This is a genomic window from Rhizobium sp. BK176, from assembly GCF_024808055.1.
Genome location: NZ_JANUBV010000001.1, coordinates 1,619,252 through 1,638,100, shown reverse-complemented (window position 1 = coordinate 1,638,100; position 18,849 = coordinate 1,619,252). Strand labels below are relative to the sequence as shown.

At 61.3% G+C, this 18,849-nt stretch carries 23 protein-coding genes; 13 read left to right on the top strand and 10 right to left on the bottom strand.

The genetic code is table 11. The annotated features are described in order from the left end of the window. Positions 1-100: 100 nt before the first annotated feature. Positions 101-415: a hypothetical protein gene (locus FHT76_RS08865; protein WP_259185469.1), complete on the top strand. Its 315-nt coding sequence runs from the start codon at positions 101-103 to the stop codon at positions 413-415. Between the two features lie 13 nt (positions 416-428). Here the strand turns inward: FHT76_RS08865 and FHT76_RS08860 are convergent, their stop codons facing one another. Together FHT76_RS08860 and FHT76_RS08855 are read right to left on the bottom strand one after the other, a co-directional pair. Next, positions 429-923, bottom strand: a complete 495-nt coding sequence (locus FHT76_RS08860; protein ID WP_259185468.1) for a hypothetical protein — start codon at positions 921-923, stop codon at positions 429-431. Between the two features lie 450 nt (positions 924-1,373). Continuing rightward, positions 1,374-1,772 (bottom strand): helix-turn-helix domain-containing protein, encoded by a 399-nt coding sequence (locus tag FHT76_RS08855; protein WP_259185467.1) that lies wholly within the window; start codon positions 1,770-1,772, stop codon positions 1,374-1,376. 244 nt (positions 1,773-2,016) lie between these two features. Here FHT76_RS08855 and FHT76_RS08850 point away from each other — a divergent pair, with 244 nt between their 5' ends. Next, the gene (locus tag FHT76_RS08850) at positions 2,017-2,586 is read left to right on the top strand and encodes a LysE family translocator (protein ID WP_259185466.1); all 570 of its coding nucleotides are present in this window, start codon (positions 2,017-2,019) and stop codon (positions 2,584-2,586) included. 85 nt (positions 2,587-2,671) lie between these two features. Next, a complete protein-coding gene (locus FHT76_RS08845) occupies positions 2,672-3,202 on the top strand; it encodes a hypothetical protein (protein ID WP_259185465.1) in 531 nt (176 codons plus the stop codon). A gap of 43 nt (positions 3,203-3,245) precedes the next feature. Here the strand turns inward: FHT76_RS08845 and FHT76_RS08840 are convergent, their stop codons facing one another. Continuing rightward, the gene (locus FHT76_RS08840; RefSeq protein ID WP_259185464.1) at positions 3,246-5,144 is read right to left on the bottom strand and encodes an ATP-dependent metallopeptidase FtsH/Yme1/Tma family protein; all 1,899 of its coding nucleotides are present in this window, start codon (positions 5,142-5,144) and stop codon (positions 3,246-3,248) included. Positions 5,145-5,306: 162 nt separating this feature from the next. Here FHT76_RS08840 and FHT76_RS08835 point away from each other — a divergent pair, with 162 nt between their 5' ends. The 5 genes from FHT76_RS08835 to FHT76_RS08815 all read left to right on the top strand — a co-directional run bounded on the left by FHT76_RS08835 (position 5,307) and on the right by FHT76_RS08815 (position 9,891). Beyond that, the gene (locus FHT76_RS08835; RefSeq protein WP_259185463.1) at positions 5,307-5,906 is read left to right on the top strand and encodes a hypothetical protein; all 600 of its coding nucleotides are present in this window, start codon (positions 5,307-5,309) and stop codon (positions 5,904-5,906) included. Positions 5,907-6,308: 402 nt separating this feature from the next. Beyond that, complete coding sequence (locus FHT76_RS08830) at positions 6,309-6,668, top strand: hypothetical protein (protein WP_259185462.1); 360 nt, start codon at positions 6,309-6,311, stop codon at positions 6,666-6,668. A gap of 81 nt (positions 6,669-6,749) precedes the next feature. Then, positions 6,750-9,044, top strand: coding sequence for a Tex family protein (locus FHT76_RS08825; RefSeq protein ID WP_259185461.1), 2,295 nt, complete (start codon positions 6,750-6,752; stop codon positions 9,042-9,044). 157 nt (positions 9,045-9,201) lie between these two features. Beyond that, positions 9,202-9,399, top strand: coding sequence for a hypothetical protein (locus tag FHT76_RS08820; protein ID WP_259185460.1), 198 nt, complete (start codon positions 9,202-9,204; stop codon positions 9,397-9,399). Positions 9,400-9,588: 189 nt separating this feature from the next. Next, positions 9,589-9,891, top strand: coding sequence for a hypothetical protein (locus FHT76_RS08815; protein ID WP_259185459.1), 303 nt, complete (start codon positions 9,589-9,591; stop codon positions 9,889-9,891). 21 nt (positions 9,892-9,912) lie between these two features. Here the strand turns inward: FHT76_RS08815 and FHT76_RS08810 are convergent, their stop codons facing one another. The 5 genes from FHT76_RS08810 to FHT76_RS08790 all read right to left on the bottom strand — a co-directional run bounded on the left by FHT76_RS08810 (position 9,913) and on the right by FHT76_RS08790 (position 13,010). Then, positions 9,913-10,740, bottom strand: coding sequence for a hypothetical protein (locus tag FHT76_RS08810; protein ID WP_259185458.1), 828 nt, complete (start codon positions 10,738-10,740; stop codon positions 9,913-9,915). 84 nt (positions 10,741-10,824) lie between these two features. Continuing rightward, positions 10,825-11,355 carry a hypothetical protein gene (locus tag FHT76_RS08805; RefSeq protein WP_259185457.1) on the bottom strand — a complete coding sequence of 177 codons (531 nt, stop codon included), beginning with the start codon at positions 11,353-11,355 and terminating at the stop codon, positions 10,825-10,827. 30 nt (positions 11,356-11,385) lie between these two features. After that, positions 11,386-11,769, bottom strand: coding sequence for a hypothetical protein (locus FHT76_RS08800; RefSeq protein ID WP_259185456.1), 384 nt, complete (start codon positions 11,767-11,769; stop codon positions 11,386-11,388). 192 nt (positions 11,770-11,961) lie between these two features. After that, positions 11,962-12,420 (bottom strand): GNAT family N-acetyltransferase, encoded by a 459-nt coding sequence (locus FHT76_RS08795; protein ID WP_259185455.1) that lies wholly within the window; start codon positions 12,418-12,420, stop codon positions 11,962-11,964. After that, positions 12,417-13,010, bottom strand: a complete 594-nt coding sequence (locus FHT76_RS08790) for a hypothetical protein (RefSeq protein ID WP_259185454.1) — start codon at positions 13,008-13,010, stop codon at positions 12,417-12,419. The genes FHT76_RS08795 and FHT76_RS08790 overlap by 4 nt, the downstream gene beginning before the upstream one ends. 388 nt (positions 13,011-13,398) lie before the next feature. Here FHT76_RS08790 and FHT76_RS08785 point away from each other — a divergent pair, with 388 nt between their 5' ends. The 5 genes from FHT76_RS08785 to FHT76_RS08765 are packed head-to-tail and all read left to right on the top strand — an operon-like array spanning position 13,399 to position 18,280. Then, entirely contained in the window at positions 13,399-14,538 is a 1,140-nt protein-coding gene (locus FHT76_RS08785; RefSeq protein WP_259185453.1) for a phosphoribosyltransferase domain-containing protein, read from the top strand. Next, complete coding sequence (locus FHT76_RS08780) at positions 14,535-15,287, top strand: hypothetical protein (protein ID WP_259185452.1); 753 nt, start codon at positions 14,535-14,537, stop codon at positions 15,285-15,287. The genes FHT76_RS08785 and FHT76_RS08780 overlap by 4 nt, the downstream gene beginning before the upstream one ends. Positions 15,288-15,298: 11 nt before the next feature. Beyond that, a complete protein-coding gene (locus FHT76_RS08775; protein WP_259185451.1) occupies positions 15,299-16,393 on the top strand; it encodes a cysteine protease StiP family protein in 1,095 nt (364 codons plus the stop codon). Next, positions 16,393-17,358 carry an HpcH/HpaI aldolase/citrate lyase family protein gene (locus tag FHT76_RS08770; RefSeq protein WP_259185450.1) on the top strand — a complete coding sequence of 322 codons (966 nt, stop codon included), beginning with the start codon at positions 16,393-16,395 and terminating at the stop codon, positions 17,356-17,358. The genes FHT76_RS08775 and FHT76_RS08770 overlap by 1 nt, the downstream gene beginning before the upstream one ends. 10 nt (positions 17,359-17,368) lie before the next feature. Continuing rightward, the gene (locus tag FHT76_RS08765; protein ID WP_259185449.1) at positions 17,369-18,280 is read left to right on the top strand and encodes a hypothetical protein; all 912 of its coding nucleotides are present in this window, start codon (positions 17,369-17,371) and stop codon (positions 18,278-18,280) included. Between the two features lie 85 nt (positions 18,281-18,365). On the opposite strand, the gene FHT76_RS08760 is transcribed toward FHT76_RS08765, so the two are convergent. After that, positions 18,366-18,575, bottom strand: coding sequence for a hypothetical protein (locus FHT76_RS08760; protein WP_259185448.1), 210 nt, complete (start codon positions 18,573-18,575; stop codon positions 18,366-18,368). Positions 18,576-18,644: 69 nt separating this feature from the next. Continuing rightward, positions 18,645-18,845: a hypothetical protein gene (locus FHT76_RS08755; RefSeq protein WP_259185447.1), complete on the bottom strand. Its 201-nt coding sequence runs from the start codon at positions 18,843-18,845 to the stop codon at positions 18,645-18,647. Positions 18,846-18,849 lie beyond the last annotated feature (4 nt).

Sequence of the window (18,849 nt, the reverse complement as noted above, 5' to 3'; positions counted from 1 at the left end):
GCGGCGACGCGACGTTTAATCGTCGCAATCAACTGAGGAAGAACGCCAGAAGCCGTACGAAGGCCCGATCACGAGAGACGCCATCCGCGAGAACCTCAAGATGCGCTATGACCAGCAGTCGAGGACAACGCAAATCCTGCTGGGCGAAGAAGTCATCGGCCGTCTCGTCACCTACGGCAAGAAGGATGTCATGCGCGTCTCTAAGTCCGGTTTCCGGCCGACTGTCTACAACGGCAGGGTCACGGTGAACGGGCATCCCCTCAGCATAGAGGCGTCCAGTAACGCTTCCCTCCTCAACGCGCTCGCGACCCAGATCGGGAAGGCCCTTCGTGAGGACAAGAAGGCGTCGGCAAAGCTGGCAGAGCCTACCGACGGGCCGGCCGCCCCTGTGCCGAGGACAGCGCCGAAGTTTTAGTATCGCGCGGCGATCACGGGGCCACGGTCGTCGAAGCGCTCTTGTTCACGGTCCGACGGGTGGCAGTGGCGTCCCATCGCACCCGAATGAACTCGATTTGTTCGTTGACCTTGTCTTCGAAAGCCCTGTTGCCGCTGGCAAACGCATCCCAGGTATCTTGACCCATACTCTTCAGGGCCTCCTCTCGGACCGGGATCAATCCGCCTCGCCCACGCCGCGTCAACGACATTGCGCAGTCGAACGCGATGCCTGGCACCGCAAACCCATGTGAAGCGAGGTAGCCAACGAATGCGTCGGCGTCGACGGGGCGGTATGCGTCTCCGTCAGGTGCCCTCTTCCACGCCAGCAGCGACGCCCAGGTCCTGAATTCCAGACCGCGTGCAAGCGCCTCGACGCGATGGGAGGCACGGACTTCGGGGATAAGCTCAGAGAGACGGGCCTTTAGAGCGTCGATACGGTCGGGAGTGATGGAATGCTTGACGCGGATTCTGTCTGTATCGTTCGGCACAGCCGTTCCTATTCGCCGGAGTCCGCAGATTACACACCAGCGTCGGATGGAGGCTGTGTTGACAGTTCAAAGGCGGATCAGACCCTGCAGAAGGTCGGGCAACCGCATCCCGTGGATGAAGTCTTACATTGAACGCAGATCAATTGTCAACGGAATAAAAAGAACTCAGCGACAGAAATATCGAATATGGGGACGGCCGTCAGGATTGACCCCGTCGGCAACACGACGGATCATCCGATAGAGGCGTAAGAGCATCTCGGTCCGGATAAGCTGGATACAATCCCGGCCGTTCAGGACGGCGGACCTGTCAGCGGGTCCGTGGATAGGACGCCTCACTAGAGGCGGCAACCGACCCCTGATGAGCTAAGGTGGCGCTTCTACTGTCCACGCAAACGAAAAGCCCGTAGCGGTATAGCCACGGGCTTTTCGTCATTCATGCAATGAGATTGATCAAGCCGCCTCGGCTTCTGGCGCGTCGTCGCCGAGCGTGTTGAGGAGGTTCGTTACCGCCTTCTTGAACGCGCCGTTGCGGTTGTTGTCGTAGGCCACGCCGAGCTTGAACGCTTGGGCGCTCAGGACCGGGATCGGGCTTGATGCACCGGCCCGTGGGTCTTCGGCACCCTGGAAGAACGCTTCCACGCCGACGGCGAACACTTTTGCCAGTTCGTACAGCGAGCTCGCCGACACGCGGTTGGTGCCCTTCTCGTACTTCTGGACCTGCTGAAACGTAATGCCGAGCTTTTCGCCGAGAAGCGTCTGGGACATGCCGTTCATATTTCTGAGCGTGCGGATATTGTGGCCGACAAGGACGTCTATGTCGCGCGGTCCGCGCTTTCTGGTTTCATTCATGCGAATGCTCCCGTGGAGTAAGTAAAACGATTGTAGTTCGGGGTTGATATACATGTTTCGATAGCATGGATGGCGATCCGGTAGACCCGTCACCCCACAAGGTCAACCCCTTGGGACCGCGAGTTCGCGAATTTAATGTATGATACCGTACGGAGCAGCCTGTGCATCCTCCGGCAATTGAGGGGTTTTTCGCGGTGCGAATCCGTGCGAGCCTGTAAGGAGTATCTCGTCGGAAGGGCTTGGCATGCATGAGTTGAGCGCGTTCGTGGTGCAGGTTCTCCTGCTCTTGGTCGTTCCGGGGCCGACGAATACCCTGCTTTGCCTATCCGGACGCGAAAAGGGCTTCCTGCCATCCCTGAGGCTGCTCGTCGGGGAAACGGCGGGGTATCTTGCCGTGATCGTGCCATTGGTGACGTTTCTCGCCCCGGTCCTCGACGAACGGCCGTCGATTTCGCTTGGATTGAAAGCCGCTGCCGCGTTCTGGATTCTCTACATGGCGACCAAGCTGTGGAAGACGAGCAACGACAACGCGTCGAACATCTCGGTCACGGTCCTCCGGGTCTTCGTGACGACGATCCTCAATCCAAAGGCACTGGTTTTCGGTCTGGTGATCTTTCCGCGCGGTCAGGACGTCCCGCTTCATCTGGCCGCCTTTCTTGGAACGCTTGTTCCCGTGGCGATCCTCTGGATGGGTGGCGGTGCCGTCGCTGGTCGCTCAAGCCGATATCTGACGGGAAAGGTGTTCAGACGGCTCGCCTCGGCCTGCCTGGTCGTTTTCTCGGCCGTCCTCATCCGGTCGGTCGCTCTCGCCTAGAGCAAACCTATACTCCAATTGCGTGATGCGCGGGGAATGAAGGCGTGATCTGTTGCCGTTGGTAGGTTCTCAAAGGCGCAACACCGTGATTACAAGTTTCAGCAGATACGCAATCCTCGCAGGCGTTGCTCTCCTCGCCGCCGCCTGCGAATCCGTGCCGATCGACCAGGTTCCGGACGATGCCGTGGTGATCTCCGGACCCAGCGAGTATCAAGGAAGGACAAAGCAGCAAGTGGTGTCGGGTGACGACACTCCGGCACCCGTTTCGGTGCGGACGCCGGAGCCGACCAGGGTGGCGTCGCAGGCACCCGCGAGGGCCGCAGCAACATCTTCCGGAGGATTTCCCGCTCCCCCTCCGGACAGGCAGAGCGATTGCACCGACGAAAATTCCCCTTTCGTCCAGTGGATCAACCGGGTCCAGCAGCAAGCCTCACAGGGAGGTGCATGCCTGAATTCGCAGGGCGTCGTCCTGATCAACGCCGAAGGTGCCAAGAAATCCCGCTACTGCGCCCAGTTCTACTCGGGGACGGAACGGGAGCAATCCTTGCAGCAGGCCGAGGCCTACGAACAGACGGCGGCGCAAGCCCGACAAACGGCGGGCAACACCTGCGGATAGCCATGGCTCTTTCACCGAGTGAACGGAGACGGCAGACAAGGCCTTAAACCGTGGGCTGGAGCGTTATCGGGCGGACCTTCGCTTGCGGCGCTGTCGGGCCAAAAGACGAATCTCCGCGCTCGGTAGTCGGATAGGCGAGCTTGCGTACTTCGTCACCCGTGAGCGTCTCCCTGTCGAGCAAAGCCTCGGCGATGGCGACCAGTCCGGCCTTGTTGTCCCTGATCATGGCCCGTGCGTCGTCGTAGGCTTCCGCGACGATCGCCCGGATTTCGGAGTGGACGTCAGGATCGCGCTCGGCCCGCTCACGCGACACCTTCACCATGCCGATCTTCTCGCTGAAGCCCCAGTCCACCACCATTCGGGTCGCGTAGTCGGTCGCGAACTCGATGTCTGCCTGCGCGCCTGTCGTGATGGCGTTGATACCGAAGACGACCTCCTCGGCGGCCCGACCGGCCATGGCGACGTTGAGATCGTCTCTCAGCTTTGCCACTGTCACCGACACCCGATCCCCCTCGGGCAGTCGAACCACCATGCCCAGAGCGCCGCCGTGCGGAACGATGGTCGCCCTGTGGACGGGATCGGAATGCCGCGAGAGGGTCGCGACGAGCGCGTGGCCCGCTTCGTGGTAGGCCGTCAGGCGTCTTACCTCGGCGCTCATGACGAAGGTCTTGCGCTCAAGGCCCATGATGATCTTGTTCTTGGCGCTCTCGAGGTCGTTGTCCGAAATCTCGATCGATCCGCGTCGACCGGCGAAGATAGCCGCCTCGTTGATGACGTTTTCGAGTTCAGCGCCGGAGAAACCCGGAACCCCGCGAGCGACGGTCTCGAGGTCGACGCCATCGGCGAGCTTGTGCTTCTGCGCATGCACGCCGAGGATCGCGGCGCGACCTTTCTGATCGGGAAGGCCGACTTCGATACGGCGGTCCATACGGCCTGCCCGCTTTACCGCGGGATCGAGACTGTCGACAAGGTTCGTGGCGGCGATGACGAGAATGCCCTCGTTGTTCGAGAAACCGTCCATCTCGACGAGGAGCTGGTTGAGGGTGGCGTTGTTCTCCCTTGAAATCGCGTCCGACCGGTCGGAGCGCTTGGATGCAACGGCGTCGAACTCGTCGATGAATATGATGCAAGGCTTGTTCGCGCGTGCATGACGGAAGAGAGACCGGACCCGCTTCGAAGACCCTCCGTAGAACATCGACTGCATGTCGCTACCCGAGACGGCGATGAAGGACGTTCCGGCCTCGCCGGCCAGAGCCTTGGCCAACAGCGTCTTGCCGGTGCCGGGAGGGCCGGAGAGCAACACGCCGCGGGGCGTTCTGGCGGTAGCTCCTTCGAGCGCCGTCGTGCCCTTGAGGTATTCGAGGACTTCGTTGAGTTCCGCCTTAGCCTCGTCCGCGCCAGCGACATCCGAAAATCTCGTTTTCACCGTCTTGGCGAGGTTCATCCAGGACGAGGTGCTGTCCTTGGCCATCGCCAGTCCCATTCCGATCATGCACATGATGATGATGACAGGCGACAGGACAGCCATGAACACGCCAATGGTTTCCATTGCGCCAGCGGTGAACTTGATCTCAGCGCCGCTCGCCTGGAGTGCCTGGAGGATGTTCGTTCCGTCCTTGCCCTCCTGCTGGTCGATCGCGGTCATGGGCGCGCGGACGTAGAACCGCTCCTCGCCGATCATGGCGTAAATGCCGTATCCGGTCTGCTCGGTGATGACTTCGGCCGACACGACCTTCCTGTGGGAAATCTCCGTCAGGAGATTGGTCAGGCTGAGTTCGGCGGGCTTGGTGAAATACCATCCGGCCCACCCGGACGCGACGATGACGACGAGCAGCGCCATGGTCCTGGCGGCGTAAGCGTGAGGACGCTCGCGTTTGAACTGACCGATCCTGAAATACAGCGCCTTGATGGACTCGAAGATGCGGGAGGCGACTGAATTCATGATTTTGTTGCTCTCGAAGATTACTGACGTCTTGAATTGTCCGGTCAAGCTTTCATAGGTGTCAACGGCTTTGTCCCTCGCCGCCGGCATTTGAGGTTGCCTTCGGGGATCGATACTATCGTTGCAACGACCCGCAATCCTGCGGGTGGAGAGGATGATCCAATGTCGAGACTGGTGTTTTCAATTATCGCCATACTGCTCTGCGCAGGAGGCGCTCAAGCCGCCGAGAAATGCTACAAAGACGTCTTCGTGGAGGCAAAAATGGAATGCGCCGGAAACGGCTCGCATTCCGCCGACTTCACTTCCGGATGCCATGCGGTGCCCGCCCACACCGAGAAGCAGGAGGTCGCTTGCCAGGTAGGGCAGTGGGTTAACATCGCCGCCAGCACCAGGATGGGATCGACCGGCCAGCGCGTCACCCAGGCGCAGGTCTGCGCGACCGTCGGTCTGGCTCCCGCCAACATCAACGGCAAGGTATGCGCATCGGGCGAGCGTCCTGCCCGCCAAGGAAACGGCTGGGAGACCATTATCTACAAGTACGGGCTCAAGGGCGGCGGGAACGGCAACGACGGCGGCGACAAATTGGAATCGTACGCGAAGGACATCGCTCGCAACGGAGCGCTTCACTACGGCAGCTGCTCGAGCTGCGCGGGTCCCGCTCCGACCCCCGTCTACAACTACGGAACCATGTGCTACGACCGGAGCATGGGAAAGAAGAACAACACCCAACAGGATGCCGCGATCGCGGTATACTGTAAGTAACCGAGGATAAATCATGAATAGCGGACCTGAACTGACTAAGCGAGTTGGCGTGATGATGATAAAAGTCACCATCGTCTGATCTTCAATGTGGCGATCGGCGCTAAAGCGGCATGAGCTGCTGACCACGCCTTGAACCTGATGCGACATTCCCGTAAGGGGCTTGAAGGCCTGGTAAGGGTGGCACTCTTACCAGGCCTAAATCGTTTTTGGGACTTCGCCCTTTCCGGCCAGTGAGGAAGAACTGACGGTCATCTCGATGGGCTGAGTCCGGGATCACCATGTCGTACCGAGTTTCGTCGACCGAAGGTGTGCCAATAAGTGAGGCATTCCGAAATTGACGTTTGCTGTTGAAATAGATGACTCCATCGGCTATATGGAGCGGTGAATGACATGGAGTGCGTGATGGCGGACGAGCAGAATTACGAGACTTGGATTTCGGTCCACGAGGGCATCGAGGCGCTCGCGTGCATTCTCGGTGCCAAGATCAATGACGCCGAAGATTCCGACGGTCCGGTACGCTATACCGAGTTCGACGCCCACCCGGTGAAGTTCACGCTGTTCGCCTATCGCGACAACCCGGCGTATTCGCACCTTCTCTCGTCGCGGCCGTTCGACCAGGAAAGCATCGCCGCCTTCCTCTCGCGCCTCGGCGTGCAGGAAGACATGATCGACGTCGCCGTCGACGAGGAGCGGATGCCCCTACAGGATATCGACGCCATCCGCGAGCGTGTCGCCAAGCTGCGCGTTTCGACGCGGCACTGATACGCGGGTCTTTGCCGCCAAGTCTTCCAATATGCCTTGCCCGATCTCATACTGGGCGTGGCACTATCACAGGAGACTTGAATGCAATCCGACGCAGAAGCCATGATCCCGGTCATCATCGCAGCCGAGATCGGCTGTCGCCCCGACCAGGTCAAGGCGACCATCGCGCTGGTAGACGAAGGCGCTACCATCCCCTTCATCGCCCGCTACCGCAAGGAAATGACGGGCGGCCTCGACGACACCCAGCTTCGCAAACTGGACGAACGCCTGACATACCTCCGGGATTTCGCAAAGCGCCGCGACAGCGTCCTCAAGGCGATATCCGATCTCGGCAAGCTCACTCCCGAAATCGCCGAGCGGATCGCGAAAGCGGCAACCAAGGCCGAGCTCGACGACATCCACGCGCCCTTCCGCACCAAGGTCAAGACACGGGCGCAAACGGCGATCGAGAACGGCCTGCAGCCTCTGGCCGACGCCATCATGGCGAACCTCAAGGCCGATCCGGAAACCCTCGCCGACACTTTCATCGGCGAGAAGGTCGCCGACCGCAAGGCCGCCCTCGACGGTGCGCGCGACATCCTCTCCGAACGTTTCGCCTCGCATCCGGACACGCCCGCGAAGATAAGGGCCGCGGTAAAGCCGACGGCCCGCCTCAAGGCGAAGGTCGTCGACGGCAAGCAGAAAGACGGCGAGAAATTCGCCGACTACTTCGATCATACTGAAGCGCTCGCCAAGGCACCGGGACACCGTGTTCTGGCCATGCTGCGCGGAGCCGAGGCCGGCGTGCTGACCTTTGACGTCGAGATCGACGAACAGGCGGCCGTCCATGCCCGTTCGATGATCGCGGCCGACAACGGCGTGGCCAATGCCGGCGGCTTCATCACCAAGGTCGTCGACTGGTCGTGGCGCGTGAAGTTCGCCAACCGGATGATCTCGGAAATGACGTCCGAAGCCCGCGAACGCGCGGAAGCAGAAGCGATCAACGTCTTCGTCACCAACATGAAGGCCCTGCTTATGGCGGCACCAGCCGGCATGAAGACCACCATGGGTCTCGATCCGGGCATCCGCACGGGCGTGAAGGTGGCGGTCGTCGACGCGACTGGCAAGCTTTTGGAGACCTCGACCATCTACCCGTTTGCCCCGCGCAACGACATCCGCGGCGCGCTGGCGGAACTCTCGTCGCTGGTCCGCCGCCACGGCGTCGAACTCATCTCCATCGGCAACGGAACGGCTAGCCGTGAAACCGACGCCTTGGTGGGTGAACTTCTAAAGAACCTCACAGGAAACCGACCCACCAAGGTTGTCGTCAGCGAAGCGGGCGCTTCCGTGTACTCGGCATCGGAACTCGCTGCCCGCGAGTTCCCGGAGCTGGACGTGTCGCTGCGCGGAGCTGTCTCGATCGCCCGCCGCCTGCAGGACCCGTTGGCCGAGCTGGTGAAGATCGATCCGAAGTCGATCGGCGTCGGCCAGTATCAGCATGACGTGGACCAAGCCCGCCTGGCCAAGGCCCTTTCAGGCGCTGTCGAAGACGCGGTGAACGCCGTCGGGGTCGATCTGAACACGGCCTCCCCTGCGCTTCTCTCCTACGTCGCCGGTGTCGGACCGTCGCTCGCCGATTCCATCGTCCGCTACCGCGACGCCAACGGGGTGTTCAAGAGCCGCGCAGAACTCGCCAAGGTACCGCGCCTCGGAGACAAGGCCTTCGCCCAGTGCGCGGGCTTCCTTCGCGTCAACGGTGGCAGCGAGCCGCTCGACGCCTCGGCGGTCCACCCCGAAGCCTACGACGTCGCCCGCAAGATCGTGAAGGCATGCGGGCGTGATCTCCGCCAGATCATGGGCGACGAGAAGAGTCTCAAGGGTGTGAAGCCGGAGCAGTTCATCTCGGCCGAATTCGGGCTGCCGACTGTCCGCGACATCATCGAGGAGCTGAAAAAGCCAGGACGCGACCCGCGCCCCGAGTTCAAGACGGCGACCCTGATGGACGGCGTGAACGAGATCAAGGACCTTCGTCCTGGCATGAAGCTCGAGGGAACCGTGACCAACGTCACCGCCTTCGGTGCCTTCGTCGACATCGGCGTCCATCAGGACGGCCTCGTTCACGTTTCCCAGCTGTCCGACAGCTTCGTCGACGACCCGTCCAAGGTCGTGAAGGCCGGCCAGATCGTCAGGGTCACGGTGACGTCCGTCGATGTGAACGCAAAGCGCATCGGCCTGTCGATGAAGTCGAACCCTGAGATCGGAGACACCCGCGGACAGCGCGGAGGACAGGCGAAAGACAAGCCGCAGCAGCGTCCGATGTCGTCGTCCCCGCCGAAGAACGGAAATACAGGCCATGGAGCTCTTGCCGCCGCGCTTGCGAAGGCGATGAGCAGGTAAACAGACAAGAGGGCGAGGTCGCAAAACGTCTCGCCCTCTCCGCTTTGGCGTCATCAATTCAGCGTCAATCGATGTCCGAGCTGAAATCACGACTTCAGTGTTGACAGTTTTCGAGACGTCCATTAATCAGGACTCCGATTGAAACGGAGGCGATCCTATGGGCCTGATCCGCAGCAAGCTCAAGAAGGCGTTCGCGATTCTCTTTTTGGCAGGCTCTGGGATCGAGGTCGTCTCAGGCACAATCACAGTCTATCAGGTCAGCGGGAAAACGGCGGCGACGTTGTTTATGGTCGCGGCGACGGCCTTTGTCTTTTTCGCGGGTCGCAAGACTGGGGTGGTCCCCGCACGTAAATAGTCGGCGACGTAGTATAGGCCCAGACGTGGCCTGGAAATCGCGGCTTCCACCATCCGTTGCTCGGCATGATCTTCCGCCCCCTCGGAGTGATGGTTCCACGCCGGTTAAAGAGCGGCTTCTATAGGATCGCCCTTTGCGCTTGCGGTGCGCTTCGATATGGTTGGTCAGAAAGATTTAAAGGAAATGCTCATGGCCCGCACAGGAACGGTAAACCTATCGTCGATCGCCGCATTGAATGGCATGCCGTTGAACCCCGACTACCTGCTTCGGGTCAAGGAACGCATCGTTGCCCGCGGTGCAGACGAGACGCCGGAAGAGGCCCGCGAGGAAGCGGCGGCAATGGCCTACGAAGCGATGGACAGGATGGAGCGGGCGAAGGGCTTGCGCGCGGCCGGCAGAGCGCTGATGGCCGAGGCGGCGGCAGAGACCGCAGAAGCGGAAGAGCTCACCAACAAGTCCGCGGTGGCAATCTCGAGGCGCATGGGACTTTGAGGCCGATTGCTGAAGCCAGAGCTACCTGAGGCCGACTGCCTTCGGGGTTGGCTCAGCCGCTTCGAACTTTTCGTCGAAGTGCCACGGCGAGCGGACTAAAAGGTCATCCGCGACAAGCATGGCTTCGATGCTGTCCTTGATGGTGCCGAGCGTCGCCGTTCCGGTGGTGCCTCGCTCGACGACGTAGAGATCGCCGTCGAGCCTGAGGTTTGCAAGCAATTCGGAAAGCTTCTCCGCCGCCACGGACGGGCGATAGACCTGCCATGCTGCCAAGACACCGAGGGGATGACCTTTCGATGCTTTCATGTCGGCGAGAGCCTCGTCGATCGTCAGCTCGGTTACCGCCGCGATGACTGCTTCGGGCTCGCCGCTCGACCAGAGGACGTAGGCCCAGCCGTCGGACTCGGTGTGGGCAGTGGCATTCTGATGCTTCGTCGAGTTGACGTAGTTTTCCAGCATGTCGGGCAAGGCGTCGTCGGCCAGCTCGTCAAGAACGCGCCGTGCCGCCCGTTCGTCGCCTGTCGTCAACAGGGATCGTACCTCCAGGAGCTTGCTGCTGATTTCGAGGCAAAGCGTGGCGGACGGTTGACCAAGCGACTTGTGAACGGTGTACCAGTCGTTGGCGTCTTCCTGGCCCGCGATCCTGAAGAGATCGGCCGCATCGGCAAGTCCGTTGACCGTAGCCTTCGCCCTCGGGTCGGGAGTTTCGCCGTCCAACAGTCTCAAGGTGATCGAAGCCGCCATTCGGCGGATTTCCCGCAGGTTGCGGTGGACGGGTGCGCGGCCATATCCGTGTTCCAGAAAATCTCCCGTCGGAAGACCAAGCTTCCTGCTCACCTTGCCTGCCATTCGGTTCTCCCGTTTGATGCCAAAAGATGGATGCGGCTATCGCCAATTGCAATCTCCTGGGAACGCCGTCCCCAGGAGAAGTCGTCATTTCCGCAAGTAATCGTTTCGGTCAGAACCGAGGTTTTCGGTGGAGATCGGGCGCGTGTCGTCGGGCCGCCACTCGGGCAGCATCCGCTCCGCTTCCTTGTCCCGCTCGACTCCGATCCGCGACAAGGCGCGCCGTTGCGCCGCCGTCATGCGGTATCGCGATTGGTAACGGCCCCTCGAGACCTTCAGCCAACCTTTGCGCTCGGCTTCGTCGACGGTCATGTCCAGCCAGTAGGCAAGCTTGTCGTGCCAAGCCCAGTGGCAACCCCACATCTTGCCGTCCCGGTCCACCCAGCCTTCCTTGGCCCCAACGTACAAGAGGCCATTCGACAGGGCCCAATCCCATGCATGGTGAAGCTCGACGGCATCTTTGTAGCCGAACGGGCTCGGTTTGCTGACCATCGAGGTGATCAGGGCCGTCAGATCGGCTTCGTCGTGCGTCGGGGGATCACGGGGATCGCCGTTCTTGTCGGTCATGAACCACCGCACCACCGAGGCGACATCGGTGAAATCATCGTCGTATGGCATCCAAACCTCCTTTCTGTGGCTTGCGAGTTGTCAGGACGGGATCGTTCGCATGAAGACTTGGCTGCGCTCGTATTTCGCGTCCTCGAAGAGCTTCGTCACGTCGATACCGCTTTTCGCCATGTCGTTGAGGGTCACGCGCATGGTCCTTTCCAGAAGCTGTCGTGCGCTCGGGTGAGCGAGGCTGCCAGAGAGCCAGCAATCCGCGAGGACCTCGAAGTGTTCGGCGAACAACGTCTTTTGGTTGCCTCCATCGCCGGCGTGGCGGCCGAGGTCCATCAACTGGCTCAGTTGCGGAGCGAGTGAGGTGAACTCGCGGGACCTGCCAGCGAACCAGTCGTTGCGAGACGCCCACACATAAGTCACGACGAAAACGGCAGAGACGATCAGGACGCCGATCAGAAACCATTCAGGCATATTGACACTCCTTCGCTCAGATACCCGACCCGCACTCTGCGTCGTGCCTATTCGCGAGACCGATAGACCACTGTTTGCCATATTGCAAGACGTCACGGCGGAATTCGCAGCCGGGTCTTCAATTGCCGAGCGCATTCTTCATTGAGAAGCACATCTTCCCTCGTCGAGCGCCGAGCCCTCGACGGAGACCGATCAAGGCGCGGGAGTGCGATTGGGAGCCTGCGTGCGAGACAGCTCCCTCGCCATTTCGAGCGCGCGGACATGCAGGTCGTAGCCTTCCTGGCTGAAGCCCATGGCGCAGTCGGCCTTTATGCGCGCCTCCTTGAAGGCGTCGTCGCCGAAGTGGTCAGCGAAAGCGAAGATCATCTTGGTGGCGAGACCGTTTCCCCGGTGTTCCGGGTCGAGCCAGGCCATCATGTCGTAGTAGAAGCCGACAACGCTACCTTGGTGGAACAGCATCACCGTCGGCGTGTCGTAGTGGACGTCGGCGATGGCATAGTCGCCGTCTTCCCACACGATGTCCTCGGCCACCAGGAGTTCATCGAAGAAGAAGTGGTAATCTTCGCGCCCGTTCACCCCGAAATAGGGACCGACCTGTGCGACGTCGAGGATCGCGGCGTAATCGTCGGACAGGATGGCGTTGAGGTTCATCGGCGGTTCTCCATGACCGGACGTCTGTCGTCCATCGCCTCTTCGAGTTCGGGGTTCCATTCGTAGACATCGTCCATACCCCTTGCGGCGAACGATGACCAGATCGAACGCGACGCCCAGTCGGGATTGGCGCGGTCGGCGGGCGCGAACCGGTCGAGGGCGAACAAGACAGGGTTCCCCGTGGCAGGATGACGAGTCAGAAGACGGTAGACGTTCATGCCTCTGTGGAGATTGGAAGCGAAGGCGACCAGCAGGGGTTGCGCGTGCAGCTGCTCGACGGCCCGCTCCCTGAGCTGTGCGTTCGTCAGGCCGCGAATGTCGCCGCCCCGCTCGCCCCTGAGGAAGCTGCTTTCGCCGAGGCGATAGGCGACCTCCGGGATCACGTCCCAGACCAACTCCGCCTGGTAGCGGTGTTCCAGCTTGGCGTCGCGCCCGAAGATGTCATGCCCGATGTCGCGCGCGGCCCTTGCGTGGGAAAGAAGTTCGCGGGCGAGCCAACGGTCGGGAAGCGAGAACAGACGGTCGAGCTCGTCGTCGAGCTTCGCCAACCGCTCCGCCGCCTCCTTCGACATCACCAGACTCAATTCCATCGCCGCCCGCTCCCATGCGCGTTCTGTCTTTGCCCCGTCTCGTGGACCCCGATATCAACATCGACGCCCTTTGTTCGGAGTCCTTAATTCCGAATAAGGATCGCGCGCTGACGGGCAAGATTCAAAGAGCCGGCATCGCAAGCGTCGGGCCGTTTACGCGTGTCGCAGACTTCAGCCGCCCCGTATTTCGGTAAAATGAAGACTTCGATCCGGCCACAATAATGAACGAAACATTGATAAATCCCTTGGTTTTCAGGCTTTGTAAAGAATTTGAAGGTTCCGGCTAGTTCCCGCTTGACGACAGACCTTCGAACCAATATCTAGTTTCGCGGGTCTTCAAATCGCCCAAATACCCAGTTTCCCAATTCTACCTCCGGAGCAGCCTTTCATGACCGCACGTGCCGCCGAAATACTCTCAGCAGAACTTCAGCGCGGAACCATCACGGTCGAAGTCGAGCGCAGCCTGATGCCCGCCTCCGAAATGTTCGGTTTCGCGGAACGCATCAACCCCAAGCGCTCCTTCCTGTTCGTCTCCAAGGTACTCGGCCGTCATATACCCGTCCGCCCGTCGACCATGCGCAAGACCTTCCAGGTTCTCGCTTCGCAGATCGCGGCAGACCTTCCGGGTCCGGTCCTCTTCATCGGTATGGCCGAAACGGCAATCGGCCTCGGCGCGGGGGTACACCAGCAATACGTGACCGACACGGGCCGCGACGACGCCGTCTACCTCTGCACGACACGCTACCCGCTCGGGACCCCTCTGCTTTGCGTGTTCGAGGAAGAACACAGCCATGCGACGCGCCATCTCGTCCACGAGCCGACCGACCTGCGCATCCGCGATCTCGTCGCCAACGCCCGCTCGCTGGTCCTCGTCGACGACGAGGCCTCGACCGGCAAGACATTCTCCAACCTCTTCGCCGCCCTTCCGGAGACGATACGCTCAAACATCACCGACACCGTCCTCGTGACCCTCACCGACTGGTCCGACGGCGCTGCCGCCGCGAAGATGGCAGGCAATGTCACCGAAGCGTCGATCCTGTCTGGGCGTTACAGCTGGACGCCGCGCGAGGGTGTCGCGGCGGCTCCGCAGGTACCGACCTTCGACCGCCCCGCCCGCGAGGAAGTGTTCCCGCAGGTCGACCGCGACTGGGCGCGCCTCGGCGTCGTCGATCACGGACAGCATCTTCACGCAAAGGCAGCCGATAGCGGCGTGACCCTTGTCCTCGGGACGGGCGAACACGTCTGGCAGCCGTTCCTGCTCGCCGAGAAGCTCGAACAGGGCGGCGCGGAAGTGTTCTATTCGTCCGTCACACGCTCCCCCATCTCGGAAGGCCACGCCATCGGATCGAAATTCTCGTTCTCCGACAACTACGGCGGCACGGTCCCGAACTACCTCTATAACGTCGATCCGGCGCGCTACGGCAAGATCATCCTCTGCTCGGAGACGGGTATAGAGCATATCTGCGGCGACCTGATTTCCGCGCTCGGCCAGCCGGTCGTGGTGGTGGACCGCGAGGAGGGCGTATGAGCGGGCAGGATTTTCGACCCATCGTCTTCACCGACCTCGACGACACGATCTGCCAGAGCCTCCGCCAGGTCGAAAACAGCGACCGCGATGGCGTGGTTTCGATCTCGAAGGCGATGCTCCACAACACCTGCATGACGGTCAAGCAGCAGAACATGCTGCGCTGGCTCGCGCAGACGACGGAACTCGTTCCGGTCACCGCGCGCGGCATCGTGGACTTTTCCGACATCGATATCGATTTCGGGGCGTCGGAACACCGTATCGTGGCCAACGGAGCCGTCATTCTCGACCGCGCCGGACACCACGACCAAGAGTGGGCCAGCGTGATGGCGGCAGAAATGGCTCCATACCAGGAGCAGTTCGCGCAGATCGTCGAGACGATCGCCAATTTCTGCTCCGCGTGGGGTCATGAAGTCGAGTCGCGGATCACCAGCGAAAACGGCATGTCCATCAGCGCGTTGTTCCACGCCAAGGACGGCAGCAAAGGCGACGCGAGCGCCCTGATCGTCATCCGTGACGGTGTTGAAAATCGGGGCTGGCACACGCACCTTAACGGCAACACGCTCGCGTTCACGCCGCCACCCGTATCGAAACGCCGCGCCGTCGAGCATCTGCTCGGCCGCATAGAGGGCGCTCGTCATCGGCCCGTCATCGGAATGGGCGACAGCCTTTCCGATCTCGGCTTCATGACGCAGTGCGATTTCCTTTCCATCCCTCGCGGAAGCCAGATCAGCTCCGCTTTCGCCAACTGAGGAGAGAATGCATGGACAGCATGAACCACAAGGCTTCGACCGCACTCGGTTCCTACGCGCCAGAAGATGTCACTTTCCTCCTCAAGAAGGTGGAAATGCAGACGACCGACGTCGCCGCCAAGGAAGAAGCGATCCAGTCCGGCCTCCGCCACTATTCCGAAATGATCTCCATGGAAAAGGCTCCGACGGCCGAGTACATGGAACTGTTTGCCAAGGCAATGGAAACGGGAGCCGAACGCATGGGCGTCGAGTCCGCCCGCCTTGCCCACGCCATCGCCGCTTCCGTCGAAGGTCCGATCACGTTGGTCAGCCTCGTGCGCGCCGGCGTTCCGCTCGGCGTCGTCCTCAACCGCGCGATCAAGGCTCTCGGCCGTGACGTAGAACATTTCGGTGTCTCGATCATCCGCGACAAGGGCATCGACGACGAGGCAATGCGCGAAATCCTCGCCACCCGTCCCGTCGAAGGCATCGTCTTCGTGGACGGTTGGACGGGCAAGGGCGCGATCACCGGACAGCTGGAAGCCAGCTTCAAGGCATACTCGGACGAAGCTCCGAAATTCGTCGTCCTCGCCGATCCGTGCGGCCGTGCCTCGATCGCAGCCTCCGGCGATGACTGGCTGATCCCGTCTGGCATCCTCGGATGCACCGTATCGGGTCTGATCAGCCGCTCCATCCTGAACAAGGACGTCGTCGGTCCGGGAGACTATCATGCCTGCGTCCAGTGGGACCACCTCGCCGACCATGACATCTCTCGCTCGTTCGTGGACGAGGTCTGGAAATACACCCAGCCGGCGCTCGCCACCGAAATCCCGAGCGTATGGAACGAGGAGGCCCGTCGCCGCCACCGCGAGGCAGCCGATGCCGCGGTGGCATGGGTGGTGGAGGAAAACGTCGTCGCCAACATCAACCGCGTGAAGCCCGGCATCGCCGAGGCCACCCGCGCGATCCTGCGCCGCATGCCGGAGAAGGTCTACGTTTCCTCTCCGAACGACCCGGAACTGGCGGCCCTGATGCACCTGATCGAAGACCGCGGCGTTCCCTATGTCGTCGCCCCCGAGATGATCGCTCCGTACAGCGCAGTCACCCTTATCCAGAAGGTCTCCTGATGCTCAAGAACAAATCGCCTTACGAACTCGGCGCGACCCTCTACATGCCCGTCGTCCAGAAGGACGCCATGGCATACATCGCGGGCACCAAGCTGCCGAAACTCCGCTCCATGGTTCTCTGCCTCGAGGACGCGCTTCTCGAGACGCGGGTCAGCGAAGGTCTCGAAACCCTCGAGAAGACCCTGATCAGGATCGGCCAGATCAAGGCGGAAGCCGAAGACAAGCATTTCCCGCTGGTGTTCGTGCGGCCGCGCAACATCGAGATGGCAAAACGAATCGCGCAGATGACGGGAATCCACAACATCGACGGCTTCGTCGCTCCGAAGGTGCGGCCTGGAGACCACGAACATTGGGTGAGTGCCGTCCGCGACACCGACCTGTACATCATGCCGACGCTCGAAACGGCCGAGGCTTTCGACGTCGGAGCCATGACGGCGCTGCGTGACGAGTTCCTGGGCAACGCGCCGGATCGCGTTCTGGCGCTGCGCGTTGGCGGCAACGACCTGATGTCATGCCTCGGCCTGCGCCGCGTCGGCAACCTTACCCTTTACGACGGCCCCCTTTTCTACGCGATTTCCATGCTCATGAGCGTCATGAAGTCGAAGGGATTCGACCTGACGGCTCCGGTGTTCGAAATCATCGACGACAAGGAGACCCTCCTCAAGGAGGTGACGAGAGACGTGAACTCGGGCTTTGTCGGCAAGACGATCATCCATCCGAGCCAGATCGATATCGTGCAGAACGCATTCAGGGTGCAGGAAGTCGACCTCGAAGCCGCGAAGAAAATCCTCGACGTCGATGCCGAGGCGGTCTTCAAGTTCGGCGGTTCGATGTGCGAGCCGGCCACGCACCGTTCGTGGGCGCAGCGCATCCTGTCGCGCGCCAGCATCTACGGGACCGTCCCGTCGGCGTCTGAAAATTCATCCGATCTGGTCGGCACGGTGCCGCCTCGCGCACTCGATTGAGGGAGACTCCATGAAGAAAGAACCAGGCATCAACAGCCAGGCCGAGATCGGCGCTCCGATCGTTCCCGCGACCCTCTCCGAGTTCGCCGACGCGGCCTTGCAGCTGTCGAAAATGGCGGCGTCCATCAACTGGGATGGCAGTCCGAACACGCCTGAATATCTGGCGCAGCTCCAGGAGCGTATCGAGCTCGTGCAGGCCATGGTCGACGGCATCGGGCCGCTGGAAACGAAGCTCCGTTTCGCCCCGCTGTCCGACTGGAAGGATATCGCCAGCGCGCCGCGCAACAAGCATCTGATCGTGATCTCGAAGCGCTTCCCTGAACCCCACGAGGCCATGCTCTATGACGATGGTTGGTTTACGTGGGGGCCGAACGGATCATACAAGGACGATCCATACCTTTGGACCGAGCTTCCCGCCGCACCTGGCGCGGAACAGGTAGCCGTCGCGAAGACGCAGCCGGTCATCGTCGTTTGGGATTCCAACGGCAGGTTCTTCCAGAACTGGACAGCCGAGTTCAAGAACGGCGAAGGTATCGACCACGGCCGCAGGATCGCCGCGAACATGGGCGGAACCTATGCGATCGTCGGCGACTTCCCGTCCGCGCCCGCAAGCGAAGAGGTGAAGCTGGCAGTCGAGATCGAACGTCTCAAGAGCGATTATCCACACCTGACCCCGACCTTCAGCGGTCCGCACGGTGACGACTGGACGTGCAACCTGAACGCCGAAACGCGGATGTACGGCCAGTACGGCATCTTCGCGGGCGGCGGCAAGACCAAGGTCGAAGCCCTCCTCGACGCCCGCCGTGTCCCCGACAAACGCAAACAGGACGCCATGGACGAGATGTTCGCGGCCGAAGTGGCGAAAGCACGGCGGGAAGCCGACGAACGGCGTGCCGACGACGCTGTGTTCGAAGCGATCTGAAGATTCGGCCCAGTCATTGAACGAAAACGGGCGGGTCCAACACACCCGCCCGTTTTCGTTCAAACAGATTTAGGACCAGGATGGCCTAGACGGATTTCAGCCGGATGTCCTTGCCCCAAGCTTCCTTGAGTGCGCCGAGCGCCATGTCATGCGTGCCGTATAGCCTGCCGTTGTGGAGAAGGACACCGTCCACTCGGACGACGTGGCCCCCGACGAACCGTTGAACGCGAACGTGGTGACGCTCGTCTCGGCCGTCCGTCATCGTGTATCGGATTTCGTCCGCCAGCGTCGTCACCTGCGTCCATTGGGAACATCCTTGATAACACGTCTGCGTCACTTCGACGGATGGAATAATGGCGTGCGTTCAGATCGGTTCCAGCCGGATGTCGTTGCCCCATGCAAGCCTGATCGCGCCGAATGCCCGTTCGCGGGTCTCATAGACCTCGCCGTCGTAGAGCAGGTCGTCGTCGACCCGCACGGCGTAGCCGCCCATGAAACGCTGCAGGTGGACCTCGTGGCGTTCGCCGCGGCCGTCGACCATCGTGAACCGGTTCCCGGACTTCACCGTG